Source organism: Luteimonas sp. RC10 (assembly GCF_014192745.1).
Taxonomy (GTDB): Bacteria; Pseudomonadota; Gammaproteobacteria; order Xanthomonadales; family Xanthomonadaceae; genus Luteimonas.
Genome location: NZ_JACHYJ010000004.1, coordinates 105271 through 129411 on the forward strand (window position 1 = coordinate 105271; position 24141 = coordinate 129411).

The 24141-nt window shown below is 69.3% G+C and carries 22 protein-coding genes; 17 read left to right on the top strand and 5 right to left on the bottom strand.

Translation table 11 applies throughout. The features are described 5' to 3' along the window. Positions 1-33 precede the first annotated feature (33 nt). The gene (locus tag FHW73_RS08995) at positions 34-561 is read right to left on the bottom strand and encodes a glutathione peroxidase (protein WP_183426541.1); all 528 of its coding nucleotides are present in this window, start codon (positions 559-561) and stop codon (positions 34-36) included. Between the two features lie 196 nt (positions 562-757). On the opposite strand from FHW73_RS08995, the gene FHW73_RS09000 reads away from it, so the two are divergent. From FHW73_RS09000 to FHW73_RS09035, 8 genes are all read left to right on the top strand, one after another. Next, positions 758-1036: a hypothetical protein gene (locus FHW73_RS09000; RefSeq protein ID WP_183426372.1), complete on the top strand. Its 279-nt coding sequence runs from the start codon at positions 758-760 to the stop codon at positions 1034-1036. 1 nt (position 1037) lies between these two features. Next, a complete protein-coding gene (locus FHW73_RS09005) occupies positions 1038-1409 on the top strand; it encodes a GntR family transcriptional regulator (RefSeq protein WP_183426373.1) in 372 nt (123 codons plus the stop codon). Beyond that, the gene (locus FHW73_RS09010) at positions 1406-2281 is read left to right on the top strand and encodes an ABC transporter ATP-binding protein (protein WP_183426374.1); all 876 of its coding nucleotides are present in this window, start codon (positions 1406-1408) and stop codon (positions 2279-2281) included. The genes FHW73_RS09005 and FHW73_RS09010 overlap by 4 nt, the downstream gene beginning before the upstream one ends. Then, the gene (locus FHW73_RS09015; RefSeq protein WP_255492879.1) at positions 2278-3327 is read left to right on the top strand and encodes a hypothetical protein; all 1050 of its coding nucleotides are present in this window, start codon (positions 2278-2280) and stop codon (positions 3325-3327) included. The genes FHW73_RS09010 and FHW73_RS09015 overlap by 4 nt, the downstream gene beginning before the upstream one ends. A gap of 47 nt (positions 3328-3374) precedes the next feature. Continuing rightward, positions 3375-4037 (top strand): hypothetical protein, encoded by a 663-nt coding sequence (locus tag FHW73_RS09020; protein ID WP_183426375.1) that lies wholly within the window; start codon positions 3375-3377, stop codon positions 4035-4037. A gap of 103 nt (positions 4038-4140) precedes the next feature. Further along, positions 4141-4992: a DUF4097 family beta strand repeat-containing protein gene (locus FHW73_RS09025; RefSeq protein ID WP_183426376.1), complete on the top strand. Its 852-nt coding sequence runs from the start codon at positions 4141-4143 to the stop codon at positions 4990-4992. A 27-nt stretch (positions 4993-5019) separates the two neighbouring features. Beyond that, a complete protein-coding gene (locus FHW73_RS09030) occupies positions 5020-5754 on the top strand; it encodes a YggN family protein (RefSeq protein ID WP_255492880.1) in 735 nt (244 codons plus the stop codon). 43 nt (positions 5755-5797) lie between these two features. Then, the gene (locus tag FHW73_RS09035; protein WP_183426377.1) at positions 5798-6472 is read left to right on the top strand and encodes a hypothetical protein; all 675 of its coding nucleotides are present in this window, start codon (positions 5798-5800) and stop codon (positions 6470-6472) included. A gap of 220 nt (positions 6473-6692) precedes the next feature. Here FHW73_RS09035 and FHW73_RS09040 read toward each other — a convergent pair whose 3' ends face one another. Continuing rightward, complete coding sequence (locus tag FHW73_RS09040) at positions 6693-8108, bottom strand: class II fumarate hydratase (RefSeq protein ID WP_183426378.1); 1416 nt, start codon at positions 8106-8108, stop codon at positions 6693-6695. 126 nt (positions 8109-8234) lie between these two features. On the opposite strand from FHW73_RS09040, the gene purB reads away from it, so the two are divergent. The 8 genes from purB (at position 8235) to FHW73_RS09080 (ending at position 19088) form a co-directional block, all read left to right on the top strand. Continuing rightward, entirely contained in the window at positions 8235-9617 is a 1383-nt protein-coding gene (gene purB, locus FHW73_RS09045; protein WP_183426379.1) for an adenylosuccinate lyase, read from the top strand. A gap of 91 nt (positions 9618-9708) precedes the next feature. Next, complete coding sequence (locus FHW73_RS09050; RefSeq protein ID WP_255492882.1) at positions 9709-10233, top strand: DUF3060 domain-containing protein; 525 nt, start codon at positions 9709-9711, stop codon at positions 10231-10233. Positions 10234-10348: 115 nt separating this feature from the next. Continuing rightward, positions 10349-11554 (top strand): cupin domain-containing protein, encoded by a 1206-nt coding sequence (locus tag FHW73_RS09055; RefSeq protein ID WP_255492884.1) that lies wholly within the window; start codon positions 10349-10351, stop codon positions 11552-11554. Positions 11555-11556: 2 nt separating this feature from the next. After that, entirely contained in the window at positions 11557-12462 is a 906-nt protein-coding gene (locus FHW73_RS09060) for a GNAT family N-acetyltransferase (protein ID WP_345776167.1), read from the top strand. Positions 12463-12669: 207 nt separating this feature from the next. After that, complete coding sequence (locus FHW73_RS09065) at positions 12670-15510, top strand: 2-oxoglutarate dehydrogenase E1 component (RefSeq protein ID WP_345776168.1); 2841 nt, start codon at positions 12670-12672, stop codon at positions 15508-15510. A gap of 45 nt (positions 15511-15555) precedes the next feature. Continuing rightward, positions 15556-16800, top strand: a complete 1245-nt coding sequence (sucB, locus tag FHW73_RS09070) for a dihydrolipoyllysine-residue succinyltransferase (protein WP_183426382.1) — start codon at positions 15556-15558, stop codon at positions 16798-16800. A gap of 139 nt (positions 16801-16939) precedes the next feature. After that, complete coding sequence (gene lpdA / locus FHW73_RS09075; RefSeq protein WP_183426383.1) at positions 16940-18382, top strand: dihydrolipoyl dehydrogenase; 1443 nt, start codon at positions 16940-16942, stop codon at positions 18380-18382. Positions 18383-18494: 112 nt separating this feature from the next. Then, the gene (locus FHW73_RS09080; protein WP_183426384.1) at positions 18495-19088 is read left to right on the top strand and encodes a TIGR00730 family Rossman fold protein; all 594 of its coding nucleotides are present in this window, start codon (positions 18495-18497) and stop codon (positions 19086-19088) included. Between the two features lie 323 nt (positions 19089-19411). On the opposite strand, the gene FHW73_RS09085 is transcribed toward FHW73_RS09080, so the two are convergent. Both FHW73_RS09085 and FHW73_RS09090 read right to left on the bottom strand, forming a co-directional pair. Then, complete coding sequence (locus tag FHW73_RS09085; protein WP_183426385.1) at positions 19412-20314, bottom strand: DnaJ C-terminal domain-containing protein; 903 nt, start codon at positions 20312-20314, stop codon at positions 19412-19414. A gap of 153 nt (positions 20315-20467) precedes the next feature. Further along, on the bottom strand, positions 20468-20932 hold the full coding sequence (locus FHW73_RS09090) for an Hsp20/alpha crystallin family protein (RefSeq protein ID WP_255492900.1): 465 nt from the start codon (positions 20930-20932) through the stop codon (positions 20468-20470). 214 nt (positions 20933-21146) lie between these two features. On the opposite strand from FHW73_RS09090, the gene FHW73_RS09095 reads away from it, so the two are divergent. Continuing rightward, positions 21147-21626, top strand: a complete 480-nt coding sequence (locus FHW73_RS09095; RefSeq protein ID WP_183426387.1) for a peroxiredoxin — start codon at positions 21147-21149, stop codon at positions 21624-21626. A gap of 38 nt (positions 21627-21664) precedes the next feature. Here the strand turns inward: FHW73_RS09095 and pbpC are convergent, their stop codons facing one another. Next, positions 21665-24049, bottom strand: coding sequence for a penicillin-binding protein 1C (gene pbpC, locus FHW73_RS09100; RefSeq protein WP_183426388.1), 2385 nt, complete (start codon positions 24047-24049; stop codon positions 21665-21667). Between the last annotated feature and the right edge of the window lie 92 nt (positions 24050-24141).

Genomic DNA, 24141 nt, shown 5'->3' on the forward strand with positions numbered 1-24141 from the left:
AGCAATCGCGACCGGCCACGACTTAGATGCGCTTCAGCGCGCGGACGGGCGCGGCGCCTGCAGCGCGCGCTCGATGGCGGCCACGATCTGCGGATCGTCAGGCTTGGTCCTGCTGCCCCATTGCGCCAGCACCCGGCCATCGCGCCCGACCAGATACTTGTGGAAGTTCCACTGCGGCGCCTGCCCGGTCGCCGCCGCCAACTGCCGGTACAGCGGCACCGCGTCCGGCCCGACCACGTGCACCTTCTGGAACATCGGGAACTTCACCCCGTAGGTCAGCGTGCAGAAGTCCTGGATCGCCTGCTCGTCCTCGAACTCCTGCTCCTTGAAATCGCCGGACGGAAAGCCCAGCACCGCAAACCCCCGCGCGCGATAGCGCGCATGCAGGCCTTCGAGCGCCTCGAACTGTGGCGTGAAGCCGCACTTGCTGGCGGTGTTGACGATCAGCAGCACATCGCCGCCGTAGGTCTGCCGCAGGTCGACCGGCTCGCGTCCGGCCAACGGGCGGAAGCTGTGACCGAGCAGGTCGGACGTGCCCGGCGCCGATTGCGCGATCGCCATTGCGGCCGCCAGCAGGCCCGCCGCACAGGTCGCCAGGATCAGGGTCAGGTGGATCTTCCGCATCGCGCGCTCCTGTGAAGGCACCCGCCTTCGTATGCCATCAGTTGGGTGGACGTCCGCGCCGTGAGGCATTGACACCCCCTGCCGTGGTGTTATAGTTGCCTACAACACCTACCCACCAGAGCAGGACGGTCCCATGACCCGCAGGCTCCAGACCCCGATCATCGCATGTGGCGTTTCCGCTGCGGCCCTGTGCGCCGCGCTGCTGGCCGCCGCCCCCTCGCTGTCGGCTGACCGCGACGCCACCGTCGTCGCAAGCGGACTTCACGTCGCGACCACCACCGCCGCCCGCGATGTCGCCATCGGCGATGCCGAACCGCAGGACGCGACGCCGCGCAGCCGCAGCCGGCGTGGCCGCAGCGCGATCGCGATGCCCTACTTCTCATTCGCCCGGGGCACCGGTGGGAGAGGCTGACATGGCCAACATCGAATGGAGCGACGGCGCCCCGATCTACCGGCAGCTCAAGGAGCGGGTGATCGCGATGATGCTCGACGGCGTGCTCAAGCCTGGCGACGCCCTGCCCTCGGTGCGTCAGGTCGCCGCCGAGTACCAGCTCAACCCGATCACCGTCTCGCGCGCCTATCAGGAACTGGCCGACGAGGCACTGGTCGAGAAGCGCCGCGGCCTGGGCATGTTCGTGACCGAGGAAGCCTCCCGCAAGCTGCGCACCAGCGAGCGCGAACGGTTCCTGCACGAAGAGTGGCCGCTGGTCGTGGAACGGATCGAACGCCTGGGGCTGTCGGCCCGGGATCTGCTGCAATCCATCGGCAATGGAGCCAACGCATGAACGCCGTGCTCGACGCCCCCGTCATCTCCGCGCGCAACCTCGACAAGACCTACAAGGGGGCACGCGCCCTGGCCGGCGCCAGTTTCCAGATTCCCGCCGGCCGCATCGTCGGCCTGATCGGCCCCAACGGCGCCGGCAAGACCACCGCGCTCAAGGCGATCCTCGGCCTGATCCGCTGCGACGGCGACCTGTCGGTGCTGGGCCGTGACCCACGCCGCGAGCGCGATGCGCTGATGAACGATGTCTGCTTCATCGCCGATGTCGCGGTGCTGCCGCGCTGGATGCGGGTGCGCGATGCGATCGATTTCGTCGAGGGCGTGCACCCGCGTTTCGACCGGGTGCGCTGCGAGCGCTTCCTGGCCAACACCAAGCTGCGTCCCAAGCAGCGCGTGCGCGAAATGTCCAAGGGCATGATCGTGCAGTTGCACCTGGCGTTGGTGATGGCGATCGACGCCCGTCTGCTGGTGCTCGACGAGCCCACGCTGGGCCTGGACATCCTCTACCGCAAGCAGTTCTACCAGCGCTTGCTGGAGGACTACTTCGACGAACAGAAGACCATCGTCGTCACTACCCACCAGGTCGAGGAGATCGAGCACATCCTCACCGATGTGCTGTTCATCCGCGACGGCCGGATCGTGCTCGATGCACCGATGGACGATGTCGCCGAGCGCTTCGTCGAGGTGCTGGTCGAGGCCGACCGGCTCGAGGCCGCCCGCGCCCATCGCCCGATCGACGAGCGGGCCATGCCCTTCGGCAAGACCGTGATGCTGTTCGACAACGTGCCCGCTGCCGCGCTGACGGCGTATGGCGAGACCCGCACGCCCGGTCTGGCGGATCTGTTCGTGGCCACGATGAAGGGAGCCTACGCATGAATGCCACCGTCGATACCGTTGCCGCGCCCGCACCTGTGCGCACCCCGCCCCATGCCACCCACCGGTTCCGGCTGCTGCTGCGCCGCGAGTACTGGGAGCACCGCGGCGGCATGCTGTGGGCGCCGCTGATCGCGGGCGGCCTGTCGCTGTTGCTGTCGGTGGGCCTGCTGATCACGACGATCGTGTTCGCACGCCGTCAGGTCGCCGGCGGCTCGCGGATCGAGTACGAAGGGGTCACCATCAACGGACTGGACCTGGGCGCCTTGGCCAGCCAGCTCAGCGGCGACGACCTGCGCGAACTTGCCGACGGTCTCTACGCCACGCTGCTGATGTCGGCCGCCTGGCCCTACATGGTGATGATCTTCGTCGCGTTCTTCTATTGTCTGGGCGCGCTCTACGACGACCGCCGCGACCGCAGCGTGCTGTTCTGGAAGTCGCTGCCGGTGTCGGACACCGCGACCGTGCTGTCGAAGGTCGTGACCGCCGCCTTCGTGATCCCGGCAATCTCGACCGCGATCGCCATCGTCGTCATGTTGCTGTTCCTGACCGCGCTGAGCGTGGCCGCGGCAGCGCATGGCGCCAATCCGCTGCCGCTGCTGTGGGGCAACGGCATGGCCTTCCTGCTCGCCGCGCAGTTGGTCGCCGCGATCCCGGTCTACGCCGCGTGGGCCCTGCCGACCATCGGCTGGCTGTTGTTGTGCTCGGCCTGGGCGCGCAGCAAGCCGTTCCTGTGGGCCGTGCTGCTGCCGCTGGCCGTCGGCGCCGCCGCATCGATGACCGGATTGCTGCAACTGGTCGGCCTGGACCGCCACTGGCTGTGGGGCAACGTGATCGCGCGGCTGCTGCTGGGCACCGTGCCGCTGACCGGCGCGGACCTGTCGTATCTGCAGCATGCCGCGGCCAGCGGCGACCAGATCAGCAACCTGCTGAGCGTGACCGGGATCTACGCGAACTTCGCCACGCCCTCGATGTGGATCGGCATCGTCGTCGGCGTCCTGATGATCGCGCTGGCGATCCGGTTGCGCCGTTGGCGCGAGGAAGGCTGACCCCGCACTTCGCATTCCTGCCATCACGACCGCAAGGAGCCTCCGTCATGAAGTCTGCCGCCTTCTCCGTCATCGCCGCGCTCGCCTTGGGCCTGTCGCCGGTCGCCTGGTCCGCACCACCGCAGGACGGGGTGCGCGACGAAGTGCGCCGCGAACTCGCCGACGCGCGGCAGGAGATCCGCACCGAGCTCGCCAACGCCCGCGCCGAGCTTGAGACCGAAAACCTCGATGTCAGCGAGAGCCTGCAGTTCGGTCGCGACGGGCGCCGCAAGCGCGATCGCGACGCCAAGCTGCCGAGCGCCGCGATCACGCCGCGCGGCGACTTCCTGGTCGATGGCCGCGCCGTGCCGGTCGACGCCCACCAACGCCGACAGCTACTCGCCTACCGCGAACAGGTCATCGAGGTCGCGCGCACCGCCATCGACATGGGCGAGGTCGCAGCACTGGCAGCCGTGGATGCCGTGGACCGGGGCGTGTTCGGGCTCATGGTCAGCGCGATGACCGGCAGCCTGGAGCGCCGCATCGAGCGAAACGTACGCCAGATCGTGGAACCCGGCGCACTGCAGATCTGTGCGCGCATGCCGGCGCTGCACGCGGCCGAACAGCAACTGGCGGCCGACCTGCCGGCGTTCCGTCCCTATGCACGGCTGGAGGCACGAGAGGCCGACGCCTGCCGCGACGAGGTGCGGCGCAGCTTCGCATCTCGCTGATCACCCTGGAGACGCTGCGGTGGATGCCGCAACGTCCCCGCCCCTCCCATCGCCCGCGCCGTCACTCGACCACGGCTCCGAGCCAGCCCAAGGATCCTTGATGATGAAGTCGCCTTCCGCTCCCCATGCGTCTGCCTTCGCCTTCATTGCGGCCATGCTTGCCGCGCCGCTGGGCGCGCAGGCCGACGACGCACCGCAGTGCCGCCACAACGAGCCGCGCGAGGCGGCGATGGACTTCGACGGGGTCCGCATCGTCCGTTTCGAGATCGGTCATCACACCTTGCGCGTCGAGGGCGCCGCACAGCCGGACGCGCACCTGCGCGGCCGCGCCTGCGCCTCGAATGCCTCGGCGCTGGCGTCGTTGACGGTCGATGTCAGCCGCGCCGGCGAGGTGCTGACGGTAAAGCTCGGGCGCGCCTCCTCGGGCGGCGTATTCGGCCCGCGCTATGCCTACCTCGATGTGTCGGGCCAGGTGCCGGCCGACGTGCTGGTGCAGGTCATCGCCGGTTCCGGCGAGGCCTGGGTGACCGGCGTCGCGGCAGCCAGCGCGGACGTCGGCTCGGGCGATGCCGAACTGCGGCGCATCGCCGGCCGCGCGACGGTCAGGACCGGCTCGGGCGACATCGTGGTCGAGGACGCGGGCGAACTGAAACTGCTCTCGGTGGGCTCGGGCGACGTGAGCGCGCAAGGGATTCGCCAGGATGTCGAGGTCGGCAGCGTCGGTTCGGGCGATGTCGAGTTGCGCCGCATTGGCGGCGACATCCGCATCGGCAGCATCGGCTCGGGCGACGTCGAGATCCGCGACGCGTCGGGCAGCGTGCGCGTCGATTCGATCGGCTCGGGCGACCTGGATGCGCAACGCGTCGCCGGCGACCTGACCGTGTCGTCAAAGGGCAGTGGCGACGTCGTGGTGCGCGAGGTGCGCGGCACGGTCGATCTTCCCCGCAAGCGCTGACGCTTTCGCCCATCCAGGAGCCGGACCATGACCCGCTTTCTTCGCTCGCACACGCTGTCCGTGGCGCTGCTGCTCGCCTGCACCGCGGTACTTCCAGGCTGCGGCCACGACACTTCCCCCGCGACAGATCGGACCGCGACCGACGCGACCACGGCGGAAGCGGCCGACAACGGCTTCATCGCACGCACCACGCGGCGCGCACTCGACACGGCCCGCGCCGAACTGGCCGAGGGCAACATCGGCATCGGCGGCAAGGGCAGCGGGGGCGTCGATATCAACGGGGTCCGCGTCGGCGACAAGGACGGGCGGACCGCGCACCTGCCCAGGGCCGAGATCAGCCCGGCGGGCGACCTGTTGATCGCAGGCAAGCCTGTGGCCATCGACGCGGCCCAGCGCGAACTGCTGCTGGCGCACCGCGCCCATATCCTGGCGATCGCCGATGCCGGCATCGCGATCGGCATGCAGGGGGCGCGGCTCGGTGCGGACGCCGCCAAGGGCGCCATCACCAGCGTGCTGTCGGGCAAGTCCGATGCCTTCGAGGCGCGCATGGAGGCAGAAGGCGCACGCATCGAGGCCGAGGCGCGCAAGCTCTGCGATCTGCTGCCGCCGTTGCTCCAATCCCAGCAGACGCTGGCGAGCGCCCTGCCGGCGTTCCAACCCTACGCCACGATGACCGCCACCGACATCGACGACTGCCGCAAGGACGTCGAAGACCACCACGGCGCGGCGGTGGGGGCTGCAGCCGGCGAGACGACCCCGTAGTTCCGCTTCGGGTCACCGAGCCGATCCAAGGAAGGCGCGTCCCATGCATCCCGATATCCAGCACCGCCTCGATACGATCGAGCGCCGCCATCGTCTCGCCGTGTTCGGGCTGGGCGCCGTCTGCCTGCTGCTGGCCAGCGCCTGCGTCGCGCTCTGGCTGCGGCCCCCGGCGACCGACCATCCGGACCGTCTGCGGCTGCGCGAACTGGTGGTCGTCGACCCGGCTGGCGTCGAGCGCGTGCGCATCTCCGGCGATTTGCCCGATGCCGTGATCGACGGCAAGCGCGTCGATCGCGGTAGCGCCGCGGCCGGCGTCATGCTCTACGACCGCAGCGGCCAGGAACGGGGTGGATATGTGACCTGGGACGAAGGCGACAACGTCGGCCTGACGCTCGACGGCCGCCAAGGCCAGAGCGCACTGTTCGTTGCGGGGCCCGACGGCGCCGCCGCGCTGCAGATCTGGCATGGCGGCCGGATGCTGGACCTGCGCGCGGATGCCGACGGCGCGCGCCTGAGCCAGTCGGTCGCTGGCCGCATGCAGGTGCAACTGCCGGAGGTCGCTGCATTGTCGGCATCGACCTGCACGCTGTTTCGCGGCGGCCTGGCCGAGGAAGTGCCCGGCGGCCTGCCGCCGGCGCAGGTGCGCGGCATCTGCGAGGGTCGTTTCAGCGAGACGGCCTGCACTGCGTGCCTGGGGCGCGACGACACCCCCAGGTAGCGCGAACGCCCCATTGGAAGGCGTTTCGCCGCGACGAGTCCGTGCCCCCACCCGACGCGCTGCACGCGTCGACCTCCCCCGCGCTGCGGGGGAGGTGACCACCTCCTGCGGGGAGGTGACCGCCTCCTGCGGGGAGGTGACGGCCTCCTGCGGGGAGTGATCGCGTCCGGCGAAGGAGCTGATCGTCTCCTGCGGAGGAGTGATTGCCGCCTATGCCGGACTATCCGCCGCCGCCCGCCCCCTCGTGGATGCCGCCTCGGGTCAGCGCGGCCGGATCGAGCAAGGCGCGCAGGTCGGCGGCCGACAGCCCGCTGTCCTCCAGCGCGACATCGAGCACCGGCCGCTCTTCCTTGTAGGCGCGCTTGGCGATCGCCGCCGCTTTCTCGTAGCCGATGATCGGATTGAGCGCGGTCACCAGGATCGGGTTGCGCGCCAGCGCGGCATCGACGTTGTCGCGGCGGACCTTGAGGCCGGCGATCGCCTGGTCGGCCAGCAGCCGCGACACGTTGGCCAACAACTGAATGGACTCGAGCAGGTTGGCCGCGATCAGCGGCAGCGCAACGTTGAGCTGGAAGTTGCCGGTCTGCCCGGCCACCGTGATCGCGGTGTGGTGGCCCATGACCTGGGCGGCGGCCATGACCGTCGCCTCGGGGATCACCGGATTCACCTTGCCCGGCATGATCGAACTGCCCGGCTGCAGCGCCGGCAGCTCGATCTCGCCCAGGCCGCCGAGCGGGCCGGAATTCATCCAGCGCAGGTCGTTGGCGATCTTGATCAGGGCGACGGCCAGCGCATTGAGCTGACCCGACAGTTCCACCGCATCGTCCTGGGCGGCGATGCCCTCGAACTTGTCGTCGGCCGATTCGAACCGGGTCCGGGTCAGGGTCGACAGCGCGCGTGCGACTTTGCGACCGAACTGCGGATGGGCATTGATGCCGGTGCCGATCGCGGTGCCGCCGATCGGCAGCCGACGCAACCGCTTGAGGGTGTCGTCCAGCCGCGCCTGGGCGGAGGCCAGCTGCGAGGCCCAGGCCCCGAACTCCTGGCCGAAGGTCAGCGGCATCGCGTCCATCAGGTGCGTGCGCCCGGTCTTGACCACCGGCCGCAGCGACTTGGCACGGCGCTCGATCGTGCGCCGCAGGTGCTTGAGCGCCGGTTGCAGATCCTCGACCACCGCCAGTTGCGCCGAGACCCGGATCGCGGTCGGCACCACATCATTGGAACTCTGGCCGAGATTGACGTGGTCGTTGGGATGCACCGGACGACCGGCCCGCGAGGCCAGCGTCGCGATGACCTCATTGGCATTCATGTTCGACGAAGTGCCCGACCCGGTCTGGTAGACATCGATCGGGAAGTGCGCGTCGTGCGCCCCGTCGGCGACCTCGAGCGCGGCGGCGCGGATCGCCTTGCCCAGACGGCCCGGCAGCAGGTCCAGGCCGGTGTTGACGTCGGCGGCGGCGGCCTTGATCAAGCCCAGCGCGCGAATGAAGCCGCGCGGCATCGGCCGGCCCGAGACCGGGAAGTTCTGCACCGCGCGCTGGGTCTGGGCGCCCCACAGGGCGTCGGCGGGGACCTGCAGGTCGCCCATGCTGTCGTGTTCGATCCGGAACGCCGGGGCGTTCGCTGACGTGCTCATTCGTTCGGCTCCTTGGAGGGGAAGGGTCCGGCTGGCGTGGTCGCTGGCGGATGGGACGGTCCTGCGCAGGATACGCGAGCGCCATGCAGGCTAAAATGACGGCTTGTCCCGCCGCGCCCCCGCCCAATGACCGACTCCCGCACCGCCGACGCCGCCCTGCTTGCCCTGTCCCCGCTCGATGGCCGCTATGCCGGCAAGGTCGATGCGTTGCGGCCGATCTTCTCCGAGTACGGCCTGATCCGGGCGCGTGTGCGGGTCGAGATCGAGTGGCTGATCGCGCTGGGCGACGAGCCGGGCATCGCCGAGCTGCCGGCGTTCGACGCCGGCGCACGCGCGACGCTGCACGCGCTGGCCGAAGACTTCTCGGTCGCCGATGCCGCGCGCGTGAAGGAGATCGAGCGCACCACCAACCACGACGTCAAGGCGGTCGAGTACTTCATCAAGGAGCGGCTCAAGGACGATGCAGCGCTGGCGCCGGCGCTGGAGTTCGTGCATTTCGCCTGCACCAGCGAGGACATCAACAACCTCGCCTACGCGCTGATGCTCAGCAAGGCGCGCCAGCACGTACTGCTGCCCACACTCGACCGGCTGATCGCCACGCTGCGCGACATGGCGCATGCGCACGCGGCGCTACCGCTGCTCTCGCGCACCCACGGCCAGACCGCCTCGCCAAGCACCGTCGGCAAGGAACTGGCGAACGTCGTCGCCCGGCTGCAGCGCCAGGGCGAGCAGCTCGCGGCGGTGCCGCTGACCGGCAAGATCAACGGCGCGGTCGGCAACTACAACGCGCACGTCGCCGCCTATCCGGACATCGACTGGCCGGCGTTCTCGCGCCGCTTCGTCGAGTCCCTGGGGCTCGAGTTCAACCCCTACACCACCCAGATCGAGCCGCACGACTGCATCGCCGAGATCGCCGACGCGAGCCGCCGCATGAGCACGATCGGCATCGACCTGTGCCGCGACGTGTGGGGTTACATCTCGCTGGGCTATTTCAAGCAGGCGCTCAAGGACGGCGAGATCGGCAGCTCGACGATGCCGCACAAGGTCAACCCGATCGACTTCGAGAACGCCGAAGGCAATTTCGGCATCGCCAATGCGCTGTTTGAGCATTTCGCCGCCAAGCTGCCGATCAGCCGCTGGCAGCGCGACCTCACCGACTCGACCGTGCTGCGCGCCCTGGGCACCGCATTCGGCCACACCCAGATTGCGCTCGACGCCCTGCTGCGCGGATTGGGCAAGCTCAGCGCCAATCCCGAGCGCCTGGCGCAGGACCTGGACGCGGCGTGGGAAGTGTTGGCCGAGGCCGTGCAGACGGTCATGCGCCGTCACGGCCTGCCCAATCCCTACGAACAGCTCAAGGCGCTGACCCGCGGCCAGGGCATCACCGCCGCGTCGATGCGCGCCTTCGTCGACGGCCTCGACCTGCCCGAAGCCGACAAGGCCCGGTTGCGCGCGCTGACGCCCGGCGCCTACACCGGTCTGGCCGAGCACCTCGCCCGCGCGATCTGACCTTGCGCACGGCGCGCGCCCGACGGCGCGACGCCACCTGCACGCACCGCAGCGCAGGCTGCGGTCATCCAGCCCCTGCCCAGGCTTTCCTATGCGCCGCTCCGTGCCCCGTCCGGCCGCCATCCTCGTCCTCCCGTTCGTCGCCGCGGCCCTGGTCGCCTGTGGCGGTCCTGCCGACGAGGCACCTTCGGGAACAGTCGAGGACGCGCCGACGGCCGCGTCGGGAACCCTGCGCAATCCGGCCAGCGGTGCCATGTGCGGCGGGCAGGACGTGCAGGTGAGCCGCGACGACTTCGAGATCGTGCTCGACGGGGCCTGCGGCGACGTCGTGGTGACCGCCTCCCGGGGCGCGATCAATGTCGACCATGCGACCTCGATCCGGGTCGAGGGCAACCATGTCACCGTACTCAATCGCCGCGTCGGCGATGTCGTGGTGACCGGCAGCGACAACACGCTCAACCTCACCGAGGCCGGCAACGTGCAGATCGGCGGCGACCGCAACACCGTACTCGCACGCAATGTCGCCTCGGTCGAATTCGAGGGCGCCGGCAATACCGTCAACCCGAGCAACACGCCGGACGTGCACGACGACGGCCAGGACAACCGCGTGCTGTAGCCGCTGCGCCCCGCGCGGGCCCAGCATCTGCACGCCGCCGTCTGCCCGAAAGTGCCCGCCGCGTCCATGCGCGCACGCAATGCGCGGCCCCGGCCGATCACGTACGCTTGCGCGCATGAAAGCCCTCCCCTTCGAGATCGATGCCGGCCGCCACGGCCCGCTCGGCATGCCCCCTGCCCGCTTCCTGCGCGACTACTGGCACAAGCGCCCGTTGCTGATCCGCAACGCCTTCCCCGGATTCGAATCCCCGCTGCAGCCCGAGGACCTGGCCGGGCTGGCCTGCGAGGAACTGGCGCTGTCGCGCCTGATCCGCCACGACCGCGCCAACGATGGTTGGCAGGTCGAGACCGGCCCGTTCGACGAGGCGATCTTCCCGGGCCTGGGTGACCGCGACTGGACGCTGCTGGTCCAGGACGTGGACAAGTGGGACGCCGATGTCGCCGCACTGCTGCCGCACTTCTCGTTTCTGCCGCGCTGGCGCATCGACGACATCATGGTCAGCTTCGCCGCGACCGGCGGCTCGGTCGGCGCGCACGTCGACCACTACGACGTGTTCCTGCTGCAGGGCCTGGGCCATCGCCGCTGGATGATCGACGCCTCGTACGCGCTTGGCCGCGGGCTGCCGTCGCAGGACTTCCGCGACGATGTCGAACTGAAGCTGCTGCGCGAGTTCACACCGACCCACGACTGGGTGCTCGGCCCCGGCGACATGCTCTACCTGCCGCCGATGGTGCCGCATCACGGCGTGGCCGAGGACGCCTGCCTGACGCTGTCGGTGGGCATGCGGGCACCGTCGGCCGCCGAACTGATGGGCGACTACATCGACACGCTGGCCGCCGAGGCCGACGACGCGGTGCGCTACCACGACGAGACACTCACGCAGCCCAAGGATCCCAACGAGATCGACGCGGCGACGATGGTCCGCGTGGTCGAGGCGCTCAACGCCATCCGTATGCGCGATCCCGACCAGTTGGGCGACTGGTTCGGCCGCTTCATGACCGGCTACCGCAACGCCCACCAGGTGGTCGCTGGGCAAGCGCCGCCGCCGTCCGACGAGGTCGACGCGCTGCTCGCCGGTGGCCGGGCCGTGCTGCTGCGCAATCCGTTCTCGCGCGCCGCCTGGCGCCGTGCCGCGCGCGGTGCGCGGCTGTTCGTCTCGGGCAGCGAGTTCGCGTTGTCGGTCCGTGACGCGCAGCGTCTGGCCGCTGCGACCCGCCTCGATGCCGCCGGTCACGCGGCCTTGTCGCCGGCGGGACGCGCCGCGGTCTACGCCCTGCTCGAGCAGGGCCACTACACGCTGGCCCGTCCCGAGGACGTGTGAGCGTGCCGGCGTCGCTCCGGGTCTTCCCGATCGCGAACGACGCCGACATGGCCGCCGCGCAGGCACTGCGCGAGCAGGTCTTCGTGCTGGAACAGGGCGTGCCGGCCGCGCTGGAGCGCGATGCGCTCGATGCGCAGTGCCGGCACGTGCTGGCGGTCGAGGCCGATGGCACAGCGGTGGGCACCGGGCGGCTGACCCCGGACGGCCGGATCGGCCGCCTGGCGGTGCGCGCCGACCGACGCGGCCGCGGCATCGGCGATGCCCTGCTGCGGACGCTGCTGGAGATGGCGCAGGCCGAGGGGCTGACCCGCACCCATCTGCATGCCCAGTTGCACGCGATGGACCTGTACGCGCGTCATGGGTTTGTCACCGATGGGCCGCCGGTGTTCGAGGCGGGCATCGAACATCGGGCGATGCATCGGCACGCGCAGGCCGCCTTCGCGGTCGAGGACCTGGCGGCCGCGGTCGCCGCCAGCGTGACGGTGATCCTGTCCGCACGTCGCGGCCTGTGGCTGCGCAGCCACGATCTCGACCCCGGCCTCTATGACCACCCCGAGGTGCTGCGCGCGCTGCAGCAGTTTGCGACCGCTGGCCGTGGGGGCATCGCGCGCATCCTGCTGCAGGATGCAGCCGCGCTGCGGACCGGTCCTCCGCCTCTGGTCGCGCTGGCGCAGCGACTGCCCAGCGCGTTCGCGATCCGCGAGGTCGACACCGCGCCGGACCGCAGCTTCGCCGGTGCCTGGCTGGTCAACGACGCCGGCGGCTTCGTCGTCCGTCCACTCGCGCACCGGATCCAGGGGGAAGCGGCGACCACGCTGCCTGGCCGCGCGCGTCGAGTGGTCCAGGCGTTCGAGACGGTGTGGGAGCGTTCACGTCCGGCGACCGAGTTGCGCGCGCTCGGCCTCTGATCCCGGACCCACCGCGCAGGTACGCAGCGCACGATGCCCACGCAAGGCGCGATCGCACGTTGGCGCCCGGCCCTCGCGGCCGCGCGGGGTGCATCGCACCGGAGGACACGCGTATACTGTCGTGACCTCCCTGGCCGCCAGATTCCGGCTTTTTCCGGCATTCCGGCACGCCGCACCCCCCTCCCCAAAGAGTCCGAATCGCCAGACGTGGACAGTCTCCTGAAGCAGTTTGCGCAGTCGTCGCAGTTCGGCGCCAATGCCGCCTATATCGAAGACCTGTACGAGCAGTATCTCGTGGACCCCGACAGCGTCGGGACGGACTGGAAACGGTGGTTCGACACGTTCAAGGGCCGCGAGGCCGGCGACGTGCCGCACTCGGCGGTGCTGTCGGCAGTCGCCGACGCTGGCCGACAGGCTGCGCGCGGCGTGGTCCAGACCCAGGCCTCGGGCGCGGGCGATGAGCGCGAACGCCACGTCGGCCGCCTGATCACCGCCTACCGCTCGCGCGGCCACCTGGGCGCCCGGCTCGACCCGCTGGACATGACCCCGCCGGTCAATCCGCCGGACCTGGGGCTGCCGTTCCACCAGCTCACCGAAGCCGATCTCGACGATGAGTTCAGCACCGGCGGCGTGGGCGGCCAGCCGCGCATGAAACTGCGCGACCTGCTGGCGCTGCTCAAGGCGACCTATGCCGGTCCGATCGGCGCCGAGTTCATGCACATCCCGGACTTCGAGCAGCGCAACTGGCTCTACACCCGGCTCGAGAACGCCGGCGGCCGGTTCGCGCGCAGCCCCGAAGAGAAGAAGCGCATCCTCGAGCGGCTGACCGCGGCCGAGGGCCTGGAACGCTATCTGCACACCAAGTACGTCGGCCAGAAGCGCTTCTCGCTCGAAGGCGGCGACGCCCTGATCCCGCTGCTCGACAACGTGATCCAGCGCGCGGGCAAGGACGGCGTCAAGGACATCGTGATCGGCATGGCCCACCGCGGCCGCCTCAACGTGCTGGTCAACACGCTCGGCAAGAACCCGCGCCGGCTGTTCGACGAATTCGAGGGCAAGTTCGAGCACCACGACGACGATCGCGCCCACACCGGCGACGTGAAGTACCACATGGGCTTCTCGGCCGACCTGGCCACGCCCGGCGGCGCCGTCCACCTGGCGCTCGCGTTCAACCCCTCGCACCTGGAAATCGTCAACCCGGTGGTCGCCGGCAGCGTGCGTTCGCGCCAGCACCGCCGCCGCGACACCGAGCGCAAGGTCGTGCTGCCGGTGCTGCTGCACGGCGATGCGGCGTTCGCCGGCCAGGGCGTGAACATGGAACTGTTCCAGATGTCGCAGGCCCGCGGTTTCGCGGTCGGCGGCACGGTGCACGTGGTCATCAACAACCAGGTCGGCTTCACCACCAGCGACCGCCAGGACGCGCGCTCCACGCTGTACTGCACCGATGTCGCCAAGATGGTCGGCGCGCCGGTGCTGCACGTGAACGCGGACGATCCCGAGGCCGTGGTGTTCTGCGCCGAGCTGGCCTACGACTTCCGCCAGACCTTCGGCAAGGACGTGGTCATCGACCTGGTGTGCTACCGCCGCCACGGCCACAACGAGGCCGACGAGCCGGCGGCGACCCAGCCGCTGATGTACCAGGTGATCCGCAAGCACAAGACGCCGCGCGAGCTCTACGCCGCGCGGCTGGCCGCCGAGGGCGTGCTCGCCGAGGCCGACGCCAAGGCGATCGTCGACCGCTATCGCGACAAGCTCGATGCCGGTGAGGTCACCGTGGAACTGGCCGACGCCAAGCCGTCGGACTATGAGCTGACGATCGATTGGGATCCCTATCTCGCCGGCCGGCTCAGCGACACGCTCGACACCCGGGTGTCGGTCGACAAGCTCAAGGCGCTGGCCAAGACGATCACCACCCTGCCCGACTCGGTGCACCTGCACCCCCGCGTGGCCAAGATCTACGAGGACCGTCGCAAGATGGCCGCCGGTGAGCTCCCAGGCGACTGGGGCTTTGCCGAGAACCTCGCCTACGCGACCCTGCTCGATGCCGGCAACCGGCTGCGGCTGGTCGGCCAGGACAGCGGCCGCGGCACGTTCTTCCACCGCCATGCGGTGCTCCACGACCAGCAGGACGGCGAGGACTACATCCCGCTGCGCCAGCTGGTGAAGAACCCCGAGGACGCCACGATCATCGACTCGCTGCTCAGCGAGGAGGCGGTCATGGCGTTCGAGTACGGCTACGCCTCGTCCGAGCCCGGCACGCTGTGCATCTGGGAAGGCCAGTTCGGCGACTTCGCCAACGGCGCCCAGGTCGTCATCGACCAGTTCCTGTCCTCGGGTGAGGCCAAATGGCAGCGCCTGTGCGGCCTGGCGCTGTTCCTGCCGCACGGCTACGAAGGCCAGGGTCCCGAGCACAGCTCGGCCCGCCTGGAACGCTTCCTGCAGCTGTGCGCGCTCGACAACATGATGGTCTGCGTGCCGACCACACCGGCGCAGGCGTTCCACATGATCCGCCGCCAGCTGTGCATGACCACCCGCAAGCCGCTGGTGGTGATGACGCCCAAGTCGCTGCTGCGCCACAAGCTGGCGGTGTCGACCCTCGACGAGCTCGCCAACGGCGAGTTCCAGCACCTGATCCCGGACCACGACGCCGATCCGGCCAAGGTCACGCGCGTGGTCGTGTGCTCGGGCAAGGTCTATTACGACCTGCTCGAGGAAGCCCGCAAGCAGTCGCTGGACAACGTCGCACTGGTCCGGGTCGAGCAGCTCTATCCGTTCCCGCGCAAGTTGCTCACCGCCGAGCTCGAACGCTTCTCCAAGGCCACCGAGGTGGTCTGGTGCCAGGAAGAGCCGCAGAACCAGGGCGCGTGGTACCAGATCAAGCACCATCTCGAGTTCTGCTCGAGGCCCAAGCAGTCGCTGCACTACGCCGGCCGCGCACGCTCGCCCTCCCCGGCCGTCGGTCATTTCAACGACCATGTCGCCGAGCAGCAGCAGCTCATCGCCGACGCGCTGGTCAACGACCTCGCCGGCAAGGTCCTGTCCGAATAATCTCCGCTCGCATTCCCACATTCCACGCTTTTCCCAGGAAGCCACATGGCCACTGAAATCAAAGTCCCGGTCCTGCCCGAATCCGTGTCCGACGCCACCATCGCCACCTGGCACAAGAAGGCCGGCGATGCGGTCAGCCGCGACGAGAACATCGTCGACCTGGAGACCGACAAGGTCGTGCTCGAAGTGCCCTCGACCGTCGATGGCGTGATCAAGGAGATCAAGTTCGAGGAAGGCGCGACGGTCAATAGTCAGCAGGTCATCGCGATCATCGAGGAAGGTGCCGCCGCGGCCGCGCCGCCGGCTGCCGAGTCGGGCAACCAGGACAAGGAAGCGCCGGCCGCCGGTGCCGAGGAAGTGCAGTCCAAGTCGCAGGCCAAGCAGGCCGACGACAAGGCGCCCTCCTCGACCAAGCCGCAGTCGGTGGCCGGTGGCAAGACCGCCGACCTGCCGCCTGGCGCGCGCTTCACCGCCGAGTCCAAGGGCATCGACCCCTCGCAGGTCGAAGGCACCGGCCGTCGTGGCGCGGTGACCAAGGAAGACTTGCTCAACTACGCCGCCGGCAAGACCCCCGGCGTGTCGGGCGGCGCCCGCCCCGAAGAGCGCGTGCCGATGACCCGCATCCGCAAGCGCATCGCCGAGCGCCTGATGCAGTCCAAGGAATCGATCGCGATGCTGACCTCGTTCAACGAGGTCAACCTGGGCAAGGTGATGGCGCTGCGCAAGGAACTGGGCGAGCAGTTCCAGAAGGAACACGGCATCAAGCTCGGCTTCATGAGCTTCTTCGCCAAGGCCGTAGCCAATGCGCTGCAGCGTTACCCGATCATCAACGCCTCGGTCGATGGCGACGACATCATCTACCACGGCTACGCCGACATCTCGATTGCGGTCTCGACCGACAAGGGCCTGGTCACGCCGGTGCTGCGCAATGTCGAGCGCATGGGCTTTGCGGAGATCGAACAGGGCATCGCCGACTACGCCAAGAAGGCGCGCGACGGCAAGCTCGGCCTGGACGATCTGCAGGGCGGCACGTTCACGATCACCAACGGCGGCACCTTCGGTTCGCTGATGTCCACGCCGATCGTCAACCCGCCGCAGTCGGCGATCCTGGGCATGCACGCGATCAAGGAACGCGCGATCGTCGAGAACGGCCAGGTCGTCGCCGCCCCGATGATGTACATCGCGATCTCCTACGACCACCGCATCATCGACGGCAAGGACGCGGTGCTGTTCCTGGTCGACATCAAGAACCAGCTGGAAAATCCGCATCGCATGCTGCTCGGGCTCTAAGCCCGCGCATGCGATGCCGCGATTGGGATGCGTGCGGGGTGATGCCGGCCGGCAGTCGTTCAAAGCCGGGCCAGGATCACCGCACGCATCGGGCCTGCGCCCGTCCCATCGCGAATCCCCCATCACGTGAGCGAATGAAATGAGCGAACAGCAGAAATTCGATGTGGTCGTCATCGGCGCCGGACCGGCCGGCTACCATGCCGCCATCCGCGCCGCGCAGCTGGGCATGAAGGTCGCGTGCATCGACGCCGCGCTCGGCAAGGACGGCAAGCCGGCACTCGGCGGCACGTGCCTGCGCGTGGGCTGCATTCCGTCGAAGGCGCTGCTCGATTCCTCGCGCCAGTTCTGGAACATGGGCCACATCTTTGGCGACCACGGCATCAGCTTCAAGGATGCCAAGATCGACGTCGGCGCGATGGTTGGTCGCAAGGACAAGATCGTCAAGCAGTTCACCGGCGGCATCGCGATGCTGTTCAAGGCCAACAAGGTCACGCCGTTCTACGGCTTCGCGACGCTGCACCCCGAGCGCGTGGTCAAGGTCAAGCAGCACGATGGCGCGGAAATCGAGCTGACCGGCACGAACGTCATCATTGCAGCAGGCTCGGATTCGATCGAACTGCCGTTCGCGAAGTTCGACGGCGACACCATCGTCGACAACGTCGGCGCACTCGACTTCACCGAAGTGCCCAAGCGCCTGGCGGTGATCGGGGCCGGCGTCATCGGCCTGGAGCTGGGCAGTGTGTGGAAGCGCCTGGGCAGCGAGGTCACGATCCTCGAAGCACTGCCCGACTTCCTCGCCGCCGCCGATGCCGAAGTCGGCAAGGCCGCGCTCAAGGAATTCAAGAAGCAGGGCCTGGACATCAAGCTCGGTGCGAAGGTCTCCAAGACCGAAGTGACCGGCAAGGGCAAGAAGAAGGAAGTCGTCGTCAGCTACGCCGACAAGGACGGCGAGCAGTCGATCACCGTCGACAAGCTGCTGGTCGCCGTCGGCCGCAAGGCCGCCAGCCAGGGCCTGCTGGCCGAAGGCACCGGCGTGAAGCTGACCGATCGCGGCCAGATCGAAGTCGACGACCATTGCCATACCGGCGTCGATGGCATCTGGGCGATCGGCGACTGCGTGCGCGGCCCGATGCTGGCGCACAAGGGCTTCGAGGAAGGCATCGCCGTGGCCGAGCTGATCGCCGGCCTGCCCGGCCACGTCAACTTCGACACGATCCCGTGGGTCATCTACACCGAGCCCGAGCTGGCCTGGGTCGGCAAGACCGAACAGCAGCTCAAGGCCGAGGGCATCCCGTACAAGGCCGGCAGCTTCCCGTTCGCCGCCAATGGCCGTGCGGTCGCGATGGTCGAGCCGGCCGGCTTCGTCAAGGTGCTCGCGCACGCCGAGACCGATCGCGTGCTGGGCATGCACCTGGTCGGTGCCAATGTCTCCGAACTCGTGCACGAAGGCGTGCTGACGATGGAGTTCAAGGGCTCGGCCGACGACCTGGCGCGGATCTGCCATGCGCATCCGTCGCTGTCGGAGGTCGTCCACGACGCCGCGATGGCCGTCGACAAGCGGGCGATCCACAAGGCGAACTGAGCGTCCTCGCCTTGACCTCAAGAAGGCTCCGCTTCGGCGGAGCCTTCTGCTTTCCGGCCCGGCCATTCGCATCCGCAGCCCGGGCGATCATCTGCAAGAGGACACCCCCCACATGAAATCGATCTGCGTCTATTGCGGCTCCAATGCCGGCAGCAAGCCCATCTACGCCGAACGCGCAATGGCGCTGGGCGACCGCATCGCCCGCGACGGGCTGCAACTGGTCTACGGCGGCGGCAATGTCGGCCTGATGGGTACTGTGGCCAATGCGGTGCTCGAGGCCGGCGGCTCGGTCACCGGCGTCATCCCCAAGCAGCTTGCCGATTGGGAAGTCGCGCACCGCGGCCTCACGCAACTGGAGATCGTCGACTCGATGCACGCGCGCAAGATGCGCATGTTCGAGCTGTCGGACGCCTTCGTCGCCCTGCCCGGCGGCTTCGGCACGATGGAGGAGATCTTCGAGATGCTGACCTGGCGGCAGTTGGGCATCGGCAACAAGCCCTGCGCGTTCCTCGATATCGACGGCTTCTACGCACCGCTGATCGGCATGATCGACCGGATGGTCGAAGAGCGGTTCCTGCATCCCGATCAGCGCGCCGACCTGTGGTACGGCGATGACATCGACGCGATGCTGGCGTGGATGCGGGGGTATACGCCGGCGCGGGCGGAGAAGTGGATCGATGAGAAGCGGCGGAGCGTTTTGAAGTAAGAGCATCGCTTGACGCGGCATTGTCATGGCGCGTGGCGACGCGCCGAACTGATAGGCGCCCTGAGGTTCGCCTGGCGCGGATCGATGAGAAGCGTCGACGCGTTTTGAAGTAAGAGCATCGCTTGACGCGGTATTGTCATGACGCGTGGCGACGCGCCGAACTGATAGGCGCCCTGAGGTTCGCCTGGCGCGGATCGATGAGAAGCGGCGGAGTGCGTTGAAGTAGAAGTAGAAGCATCGCCCGATGCGGCAGCGTCATGACGCGTGGCGACGCGTTCGACACACTGGCGCCCAAGGGTTCGCCTGGCGCGGCGCCCTCGGCGTCAGCCTGTCGCGAACGCGTCGCGCAGTGCTTCGTAGGCGGCGGTCTGCGCCGCGGTGCGCGGCGGCGGTGCCTGGATCTCGAGCTCGACGAGTTGATCGCCCGCAGGCGCGCCGCCGACGCCCGGCAGGCCGCGGCCGCGCAGCCGCAGCTTGCGGCCGGCTTCCGACCCCGGCGGGATCTTCAGCTCGACCCGCCCGCCCAGAGTCGCCACGCTCAGTGTGGCGCCGAGTGCGGCGTCCCACGGGGCGATCGGCAGCGAATGGATGATGTTGCGGCCATCGACCTCGAAGTCGGGATGGGCCGCGTACTCGATCTCCAGCAGCAGATCTCCGCCCTGCTGGCCTTGCCTGGGCAGGCGCACGACCTGCCCGGGGCGGATGCCTTTGGGGATGCGCACATCGAAGGTCTTGCCCAGCACCGGCACGCGGATGCTGTCGCCGCGATAGACCGTCTCAAGCGGCACCGCCAGGCGCGCGCGCGTATCGCCGCGCGGCGCATGCCCGCGGGCACCGGGGCCACCATGACCGCCGACGCCGCCGGCACGCCGGCCGAACAGTTCTTCGAAGAAGTCGCTGAAGCCGCCGCCCGCGCCGCCACCGGCGAAGATCTCGTCGAAATCGACGCCGCCCGCGCCTGCACCACCGAAGCCGCCGGGGGGTGGCCGGACTTCGTCGCCGGGGCGATAGCCGCGCGCGCGCAACTGATCGTAGGCCTTGCGCTTCTCCGGGTCGCGCAGCGCCTCATAGGCCTCGTTGATCGCCTTGAACGTCTCTTCGGCGCCGGCCTCTTTGCTGACGTCGGGATGGTACTTGCGCGCCTTGCGGCGATAGGCGGTCTTGATCTCCGCATCGCCGGCATTGGGCTCGACGCCGAGAATCTCGTAGTAATCCTTGAACTGCATGTGGGGAGTTCCGATGCGGCGCGCCACGCGCCGCGACAATGGAAATCATCGAATCCAAGGGGTGGATGCGACAGCGGCCCGCAGAATACCTGCAGGCCGCCGTCTCCGTCTTCATCGCACCACGTCTGCGCGCGGTGCGATCCCAGCGCCCGCTCAGGCCTGCGTCGTCACGGCCTGGGTCCCGGTGTCCTGGGCCGCGCCGACCTGGATCCGTCGCGGCGTGGTCTCGGGACGCTTGGGAATGCTGATCTCCAGCACGCCGTTCTGTCCGCTTGCGGTGATCGCATTGGCATCGGCGCTGTCGGGCAGCGAGAAGCGGCGGTGGAACTGTCCGGTCGCCCGCTCGATGCGCGAGAACCGCAGCTCGTTCCTACCGCCTTCGCCATCCTCGGTCGGCTCGCTGCTGGCATGGGTCCGGCGCTCGCCCTTCAGGCTCAGAATGCCCTTGTCCATCCAGATCTCGACATCCTGCGGATCAATGCCCGGCAGGTCGGCCAGAATCACGAACCGGTCGCGCTCTTCGTGGATGTCCACGCGCGGGACCCATTGGCTGGTGACTACCGATGATTCGTCCTGGGCGTCGCCGCCCTGCACGAACTGGTCGAAGAACCGCCGCATTTCATCCTGGAACGTCGCACGCCCGGCGAGGGCCGGCTGGCGGGCGACAGCACGATAGGCTTCATGTCGCATGGAGTGGCTCCGTGTTGAAAAGCGGCCCCGTCGGCCGCGATGCCGGGAATTTGGGAACGGGCGCGTGGGTTTCAAGAGCGCTCGCATCGACGCCACACGCGAACGGATAGACTGCGTTCACCCTGTTGCGAGCGACTCCCCCATGACCATCCAGATCGGCGACGCCATCCCCGAAGTCACCCTCAAGCACATCCAAGACGGCGTTCGCGTCATCGACACGCCGACCGTGTTCTCCGGCAAGCGCGTGGTGCTGTTCGCCGTCCCTGGCGCGTTCACACCGACCTGCTCCGAACGCCATCTGCCCGGCTTCGTCGAGCACTTCGAGACGTTCCGCAGCCGCGGCATCGACGTGGTCTGTATCGCCGTCAACGACCCGTTCGTGATGCAGGCCTGGGGCGACAGCGTCGGGGTGCCGGCCGGGCTGCAGATGCTGTCGGACGGCAATGCCGACTTCGTGCGCGCGCTCGGCCTGGAGATGGACGCCACCGCCTACGGCATGGGCACGCGCGCCAAGCGGTTCGCGTTGTACGCCGACGACGGCGTGGTGCGGCATCTGTTCGTCGAGGCCCCGGGCGAGTTCAAGGTGTCCTCGGCCGAGCACGTGCTCGCGCAGCTGGACTGACGCACCCCACGCCGTAGCGCGCGAGTTCCGACCGGCGCTTACGGCGCCACATGGAAGGCGACGCTGCGCCAGGCACCATCGTCGGCGAGTGCGGTCAGCTCGCGGCGGCCGGGCGTCTCGAATTCGGTGCGCAACCAGCGCGCGCCCTGGGTCTCGCCGATCCAGCGCCCGTCGAGCAGCCACTGCACGCGCGACTCGGTGCCCAGCGCGCGCACCTGCAGCCGCACGCCGTGTGTGCTGCCCGGCGGCCGGACCAGAGTCACGCCCGGCTCCAAGCCCTCGATATGCAGGGCGGCGGCCGTCTCGCGGCCGTCAGGCCGGCAGTCCGGCGCCAGCGCAGGCAATTGCGCCGCGCGCCGCGTGGCCGCGGGCAACCACGGCGAGACCAGCGCCGGCCAGCGCGCGATTTCGCGCGATGCGCGCGGATGCGGAGCGTCACAATCGGCCGATAGCCGCTGCCCGCTGCGCGGGTCGATCTCGAAGCGCACACGCCCCGCGCTCCAACGCCCCGCATCGCGCTCGGCAAAGGTCGGCGGCACATTGCCATCGAGGGTCCAGGCGGTCAGCCGGCGCTGGCACAGCGGCGCGGCCTGCGCATCGGCCGCGATGCCCAGCGGCCAGCAGATATCGACCTCCCGCACATTGCGCGGCGGCGGCGCGCGCAGCGCATCGCCCCGCCCGCGCGGCAGGCTGTCGACCGTCTCGAGCAGCAGCGGCAGCGCGGTAATTGCGCCGTACTGCCCCGGCAGCGGCGTGCCATCGGGACGGCCGACCCACACCCCGACCGTGTAGCGGTGGGTGCCGCCGATCGCCCAGGCATCGCGATAGCCATAGCTGGTCCCAGTCTTCCACGACACCCGCGGCCGGTCGCCGGTGTCGAAGGTGTCGGCGCGCTCGCCCGGCCGGTCGGCCGCTTCGAGGATCTCGCGCACGATCCAGGCCGCCCCCGGCGACAGCAGGCGGCGGTCGCGCGACGCCGCGCCCGGGGTGTAGCGCACGCGCCCGGCGATCCCGCCCCGATGCAACGCGGCATGGGTGCCGACCAGTTGCTCGAGCGTCGCGCCGGTGCCGCCCAGGATCAGCGACAGGTTCGGCACCGCGCCGCGCGGGAAGCGCAGCGTGACCCCAGCATTATCGAGCCGCGCGGCAAAGCGCGCCGGACCCACCCGGTCGAGCAGGTCCACCGCCGGCACGTTCAACGACAGGCGCAGCGCATCGGCAGCCGCGACCGGTCCGTTGAATGCCGCATCGAAGTTGCCTGGACGATAGCCGCCGAACGACTGCGGGGCGTCGACCAGCAGGCTGGCCGAATGGATCAGCCCATCGTCGAGCGCCATGCCGTAGAGGAACGGCTTGAGCGTCGAGCCGGGCGAGCGCCAGGCGCGCACCATGTCGACATGGCCCAGCCGCGCACGATCGCCGAAAGCGACCGAGCCGACATAGGCCAACGCCTCCAGGTTGCGGTTGTCGACCACCAGCAGCGCCGCCGAGGTGCGCTCGGGCAACTGCGAGAAGTAGCTGGCGACCCGCTGCTCGAGCATGGGCTGCAGGCCGATGTCGATCGTCGAGACGATCCGCGCCTGCCCAGGGTTCGCAGCGCGCAGGCGCTGGGCGAGCAGCGCGGCATGCAACGGCGGCCGCAGACTGAGCGCCACGACCGGCTCGATCTTCGCATCGTCGACCGCCTCGCGCGTCCACACGTCGAGCGCGACCATGCGCTCGAGCACTTTGTCGCGCGCCGCACGCGCCGCCTCGGGCGCGCGATCGGGGCGCAACCGGCTCGGCGCCTGCGGCAACACCGCCAGCAGCGCCGCCTCCGCCCGCGACAGCCGGGCCGCCGGCTTGCCCAGATACGCCCAGCTCGCCGCCTCGACGCCCTCGATGGTGCCGCCGAACGGCGCGCGTGTGAGGTACAGGGCCAGGATCTCGTCCTTGGACAGATGCGCCTCGAGTTGCAGCGCCCGCAGCAGTTGCACCAGCTTGCCGCCCAGCGTGCGCCCGCGCGCCGGCTGCGGGTCGAGGATGCGTGCGACCTGCATCGTCAGCGTCGAGCCACCCGACACGATCCGCCCGCCCCGCGCCCACTGCCAGGCCGCACGCGCCATCGCCAGCGGATTGACGCCCGGATGGCGCCGGAACCAGCGATCCTCGTAGCCAAGCAGCGCCTGCAGGTAGTATGGCGACACGCTCGCCGGCGTGGCCGGGTGGCGCCAGACACCATCGGCATCGGCGAACGCGCGCAACGGCGTGCCGTCGCGCGCGACCACCAGCACGCTGGTGTCATCGCGCGTGGGTAACTGAGGCGGAAACGCAAGATCGAGCGCGAGCAGCGACAGCAGCAGTGCAACCGTCCCCCAGCGCAGGGCGGGCAACAGCCGACGCAACCGACGCAGCCGACATCGTCGATGCTCAGACACAGACATCACGGCGGGACACCCGGACAATCCCGCTTCCGCGTCGAATCGCTGCCCAGGTGCTCGACGCCAACCCGCCCGCCCCGGCCCCCGGCGCATGC

Bases quoted from the DNA above. Each gene is read 5' to 3' on its own strand.
- FHW73_RS08995 (WP_183426541.1), bottom strand. From the start codon at position 561: ATGGCGATCGCGCAATCGGCGCCGGGCACGTCCGACCTGCTCGGTCAC.
- FHW73_RS09000 (WP_183426372.1), top strand. From the start codon at position 758: ATGACCCGCAGGCTCCAGACCCCGATCATCGCATGTGGCGTTTCCGCT.
- FHW73_RS09005 (WP_183426373.1), top strand. From the start codon at position 1,038: ATGGCCAACATCGAATGGAGCGACGGCGCCCCGATCTACCGGCAGCTC.
- FHW73_RS09010 (WP_183426374.1), top strand. From the start codon at position 1,406: ATGAACGCCGTGCTCGACGCCCCCGTCATCTCCGCGCGCAACCTCGAC.
- FHW73_RS09015 (WP_255492879.1), top strand. From the start codon at position 2,278: ATGAATGCCACCGTCGATACCGTTGCCGCGCCCGCACCTGTGCGCACC.
- FHW73_RS09020 (WP_183426375.1), top strand. From the start codon at position 3,375: ATGAAGTCTGCCGCCTTCTCCGTCATCGCCGCGCTCGCCTTGGGCCTG.
- FHW73_RS09025 (WP_183426376.1), top strand. From the start codon at position 4,141: ATGAAGTCGCCTTCCGCTCCCCATGCGTCTGCCTTCGCCTTCATTGCG.
- FHW73_RS09030 (WP_255492880.1), top strand. From the start codon at position 5,020: ATGACCCGCTTTCTTCGCTCGCACACGCTGTCCGTGGCGCTGCTGCTC.
- FHW73_RS09035 (WP_183426377.1), top strand. From the start codon at position 5,798: ATGCATCCCGATATCCAGCACCGCCTCGATACGATCGAGCGCCGCCAT.
- FHW73_RS09040 (WP_183426378.1), bottom strand. From the start codon at position 8,108: ATGAGCACGTCAGCGAACGCCCCGGCGTTCCGGATCGAACACGACAGC.
- purB (WP_183426379.1), top strand. From the start codon at position 8,235: ATGACCGACTCCCGCACCGCCGACGCCGCCCTGCTTGCCCTGTCCCCG.
- FHW73_RS09050 (WP_255492882.1), top strand. From the start codon at position 9,709: ATGCGCCGCTCCGTGCCCCGTCCGGCCGCCATCCTCGTCCTCCCGTTC.
- FHW73_RS09055 (WP_255492884.1), top strand. From the start codon at position 10,349: ATGAAAGCCCTCCCCTTCGAGATCGATGCCGGCCGCCACGGCCCGCTC.
- sucB (WP_183426382.1), top strand. From the start codon at position 15,556: ATGGCCACTGAAATCAAAGTCCCGGTCCTGCCCGAATCCGTGTCCGAC.
- lpdA (WP_183426383.1), top strand. From the start codon at position 16,940: ATGAGCGAACAGCAGAAATTCGATGTGGTCGTCATCGGCGCCGGACCG.
- FHW73_RS09080 (WP_183426384.1), top strand. From the start codon at position 18,495: ATGAAATCGATCTGCGTCTATTGCGGCTCCAATGCCGGCAGCAAGCCC.
- FHW73_RS09085 (WP_183426385.1), bottom strand. From the start codon at position 20,314: ATGCAGTTCAAGGATTACTACGAGATTCTCGGCGTCGAGCCCAATGCC.
- FHW73_RS09090 (WP_255492900.1), bottom strand. From the start codon at position 20,932: ATGCGGCGGTTCTTCGACCAGTTCGTGCAGGGCGGCGACGCCCAGGAC.
- FHW73_RS09095 (WP_183426387.1), top strand. From the start codon at position 21,147: ATGACCATCCAGATCGGCGACGCCATCCCCGAAGTCACCCTCAAGCAC.
- pbpC (WP_183426388.1), bottom strand. From the start codon at position 24,049: ATGTCTGTGTCTGAGCATCGACGATGTCGGCTGCGTCGGTTGCGTCGG.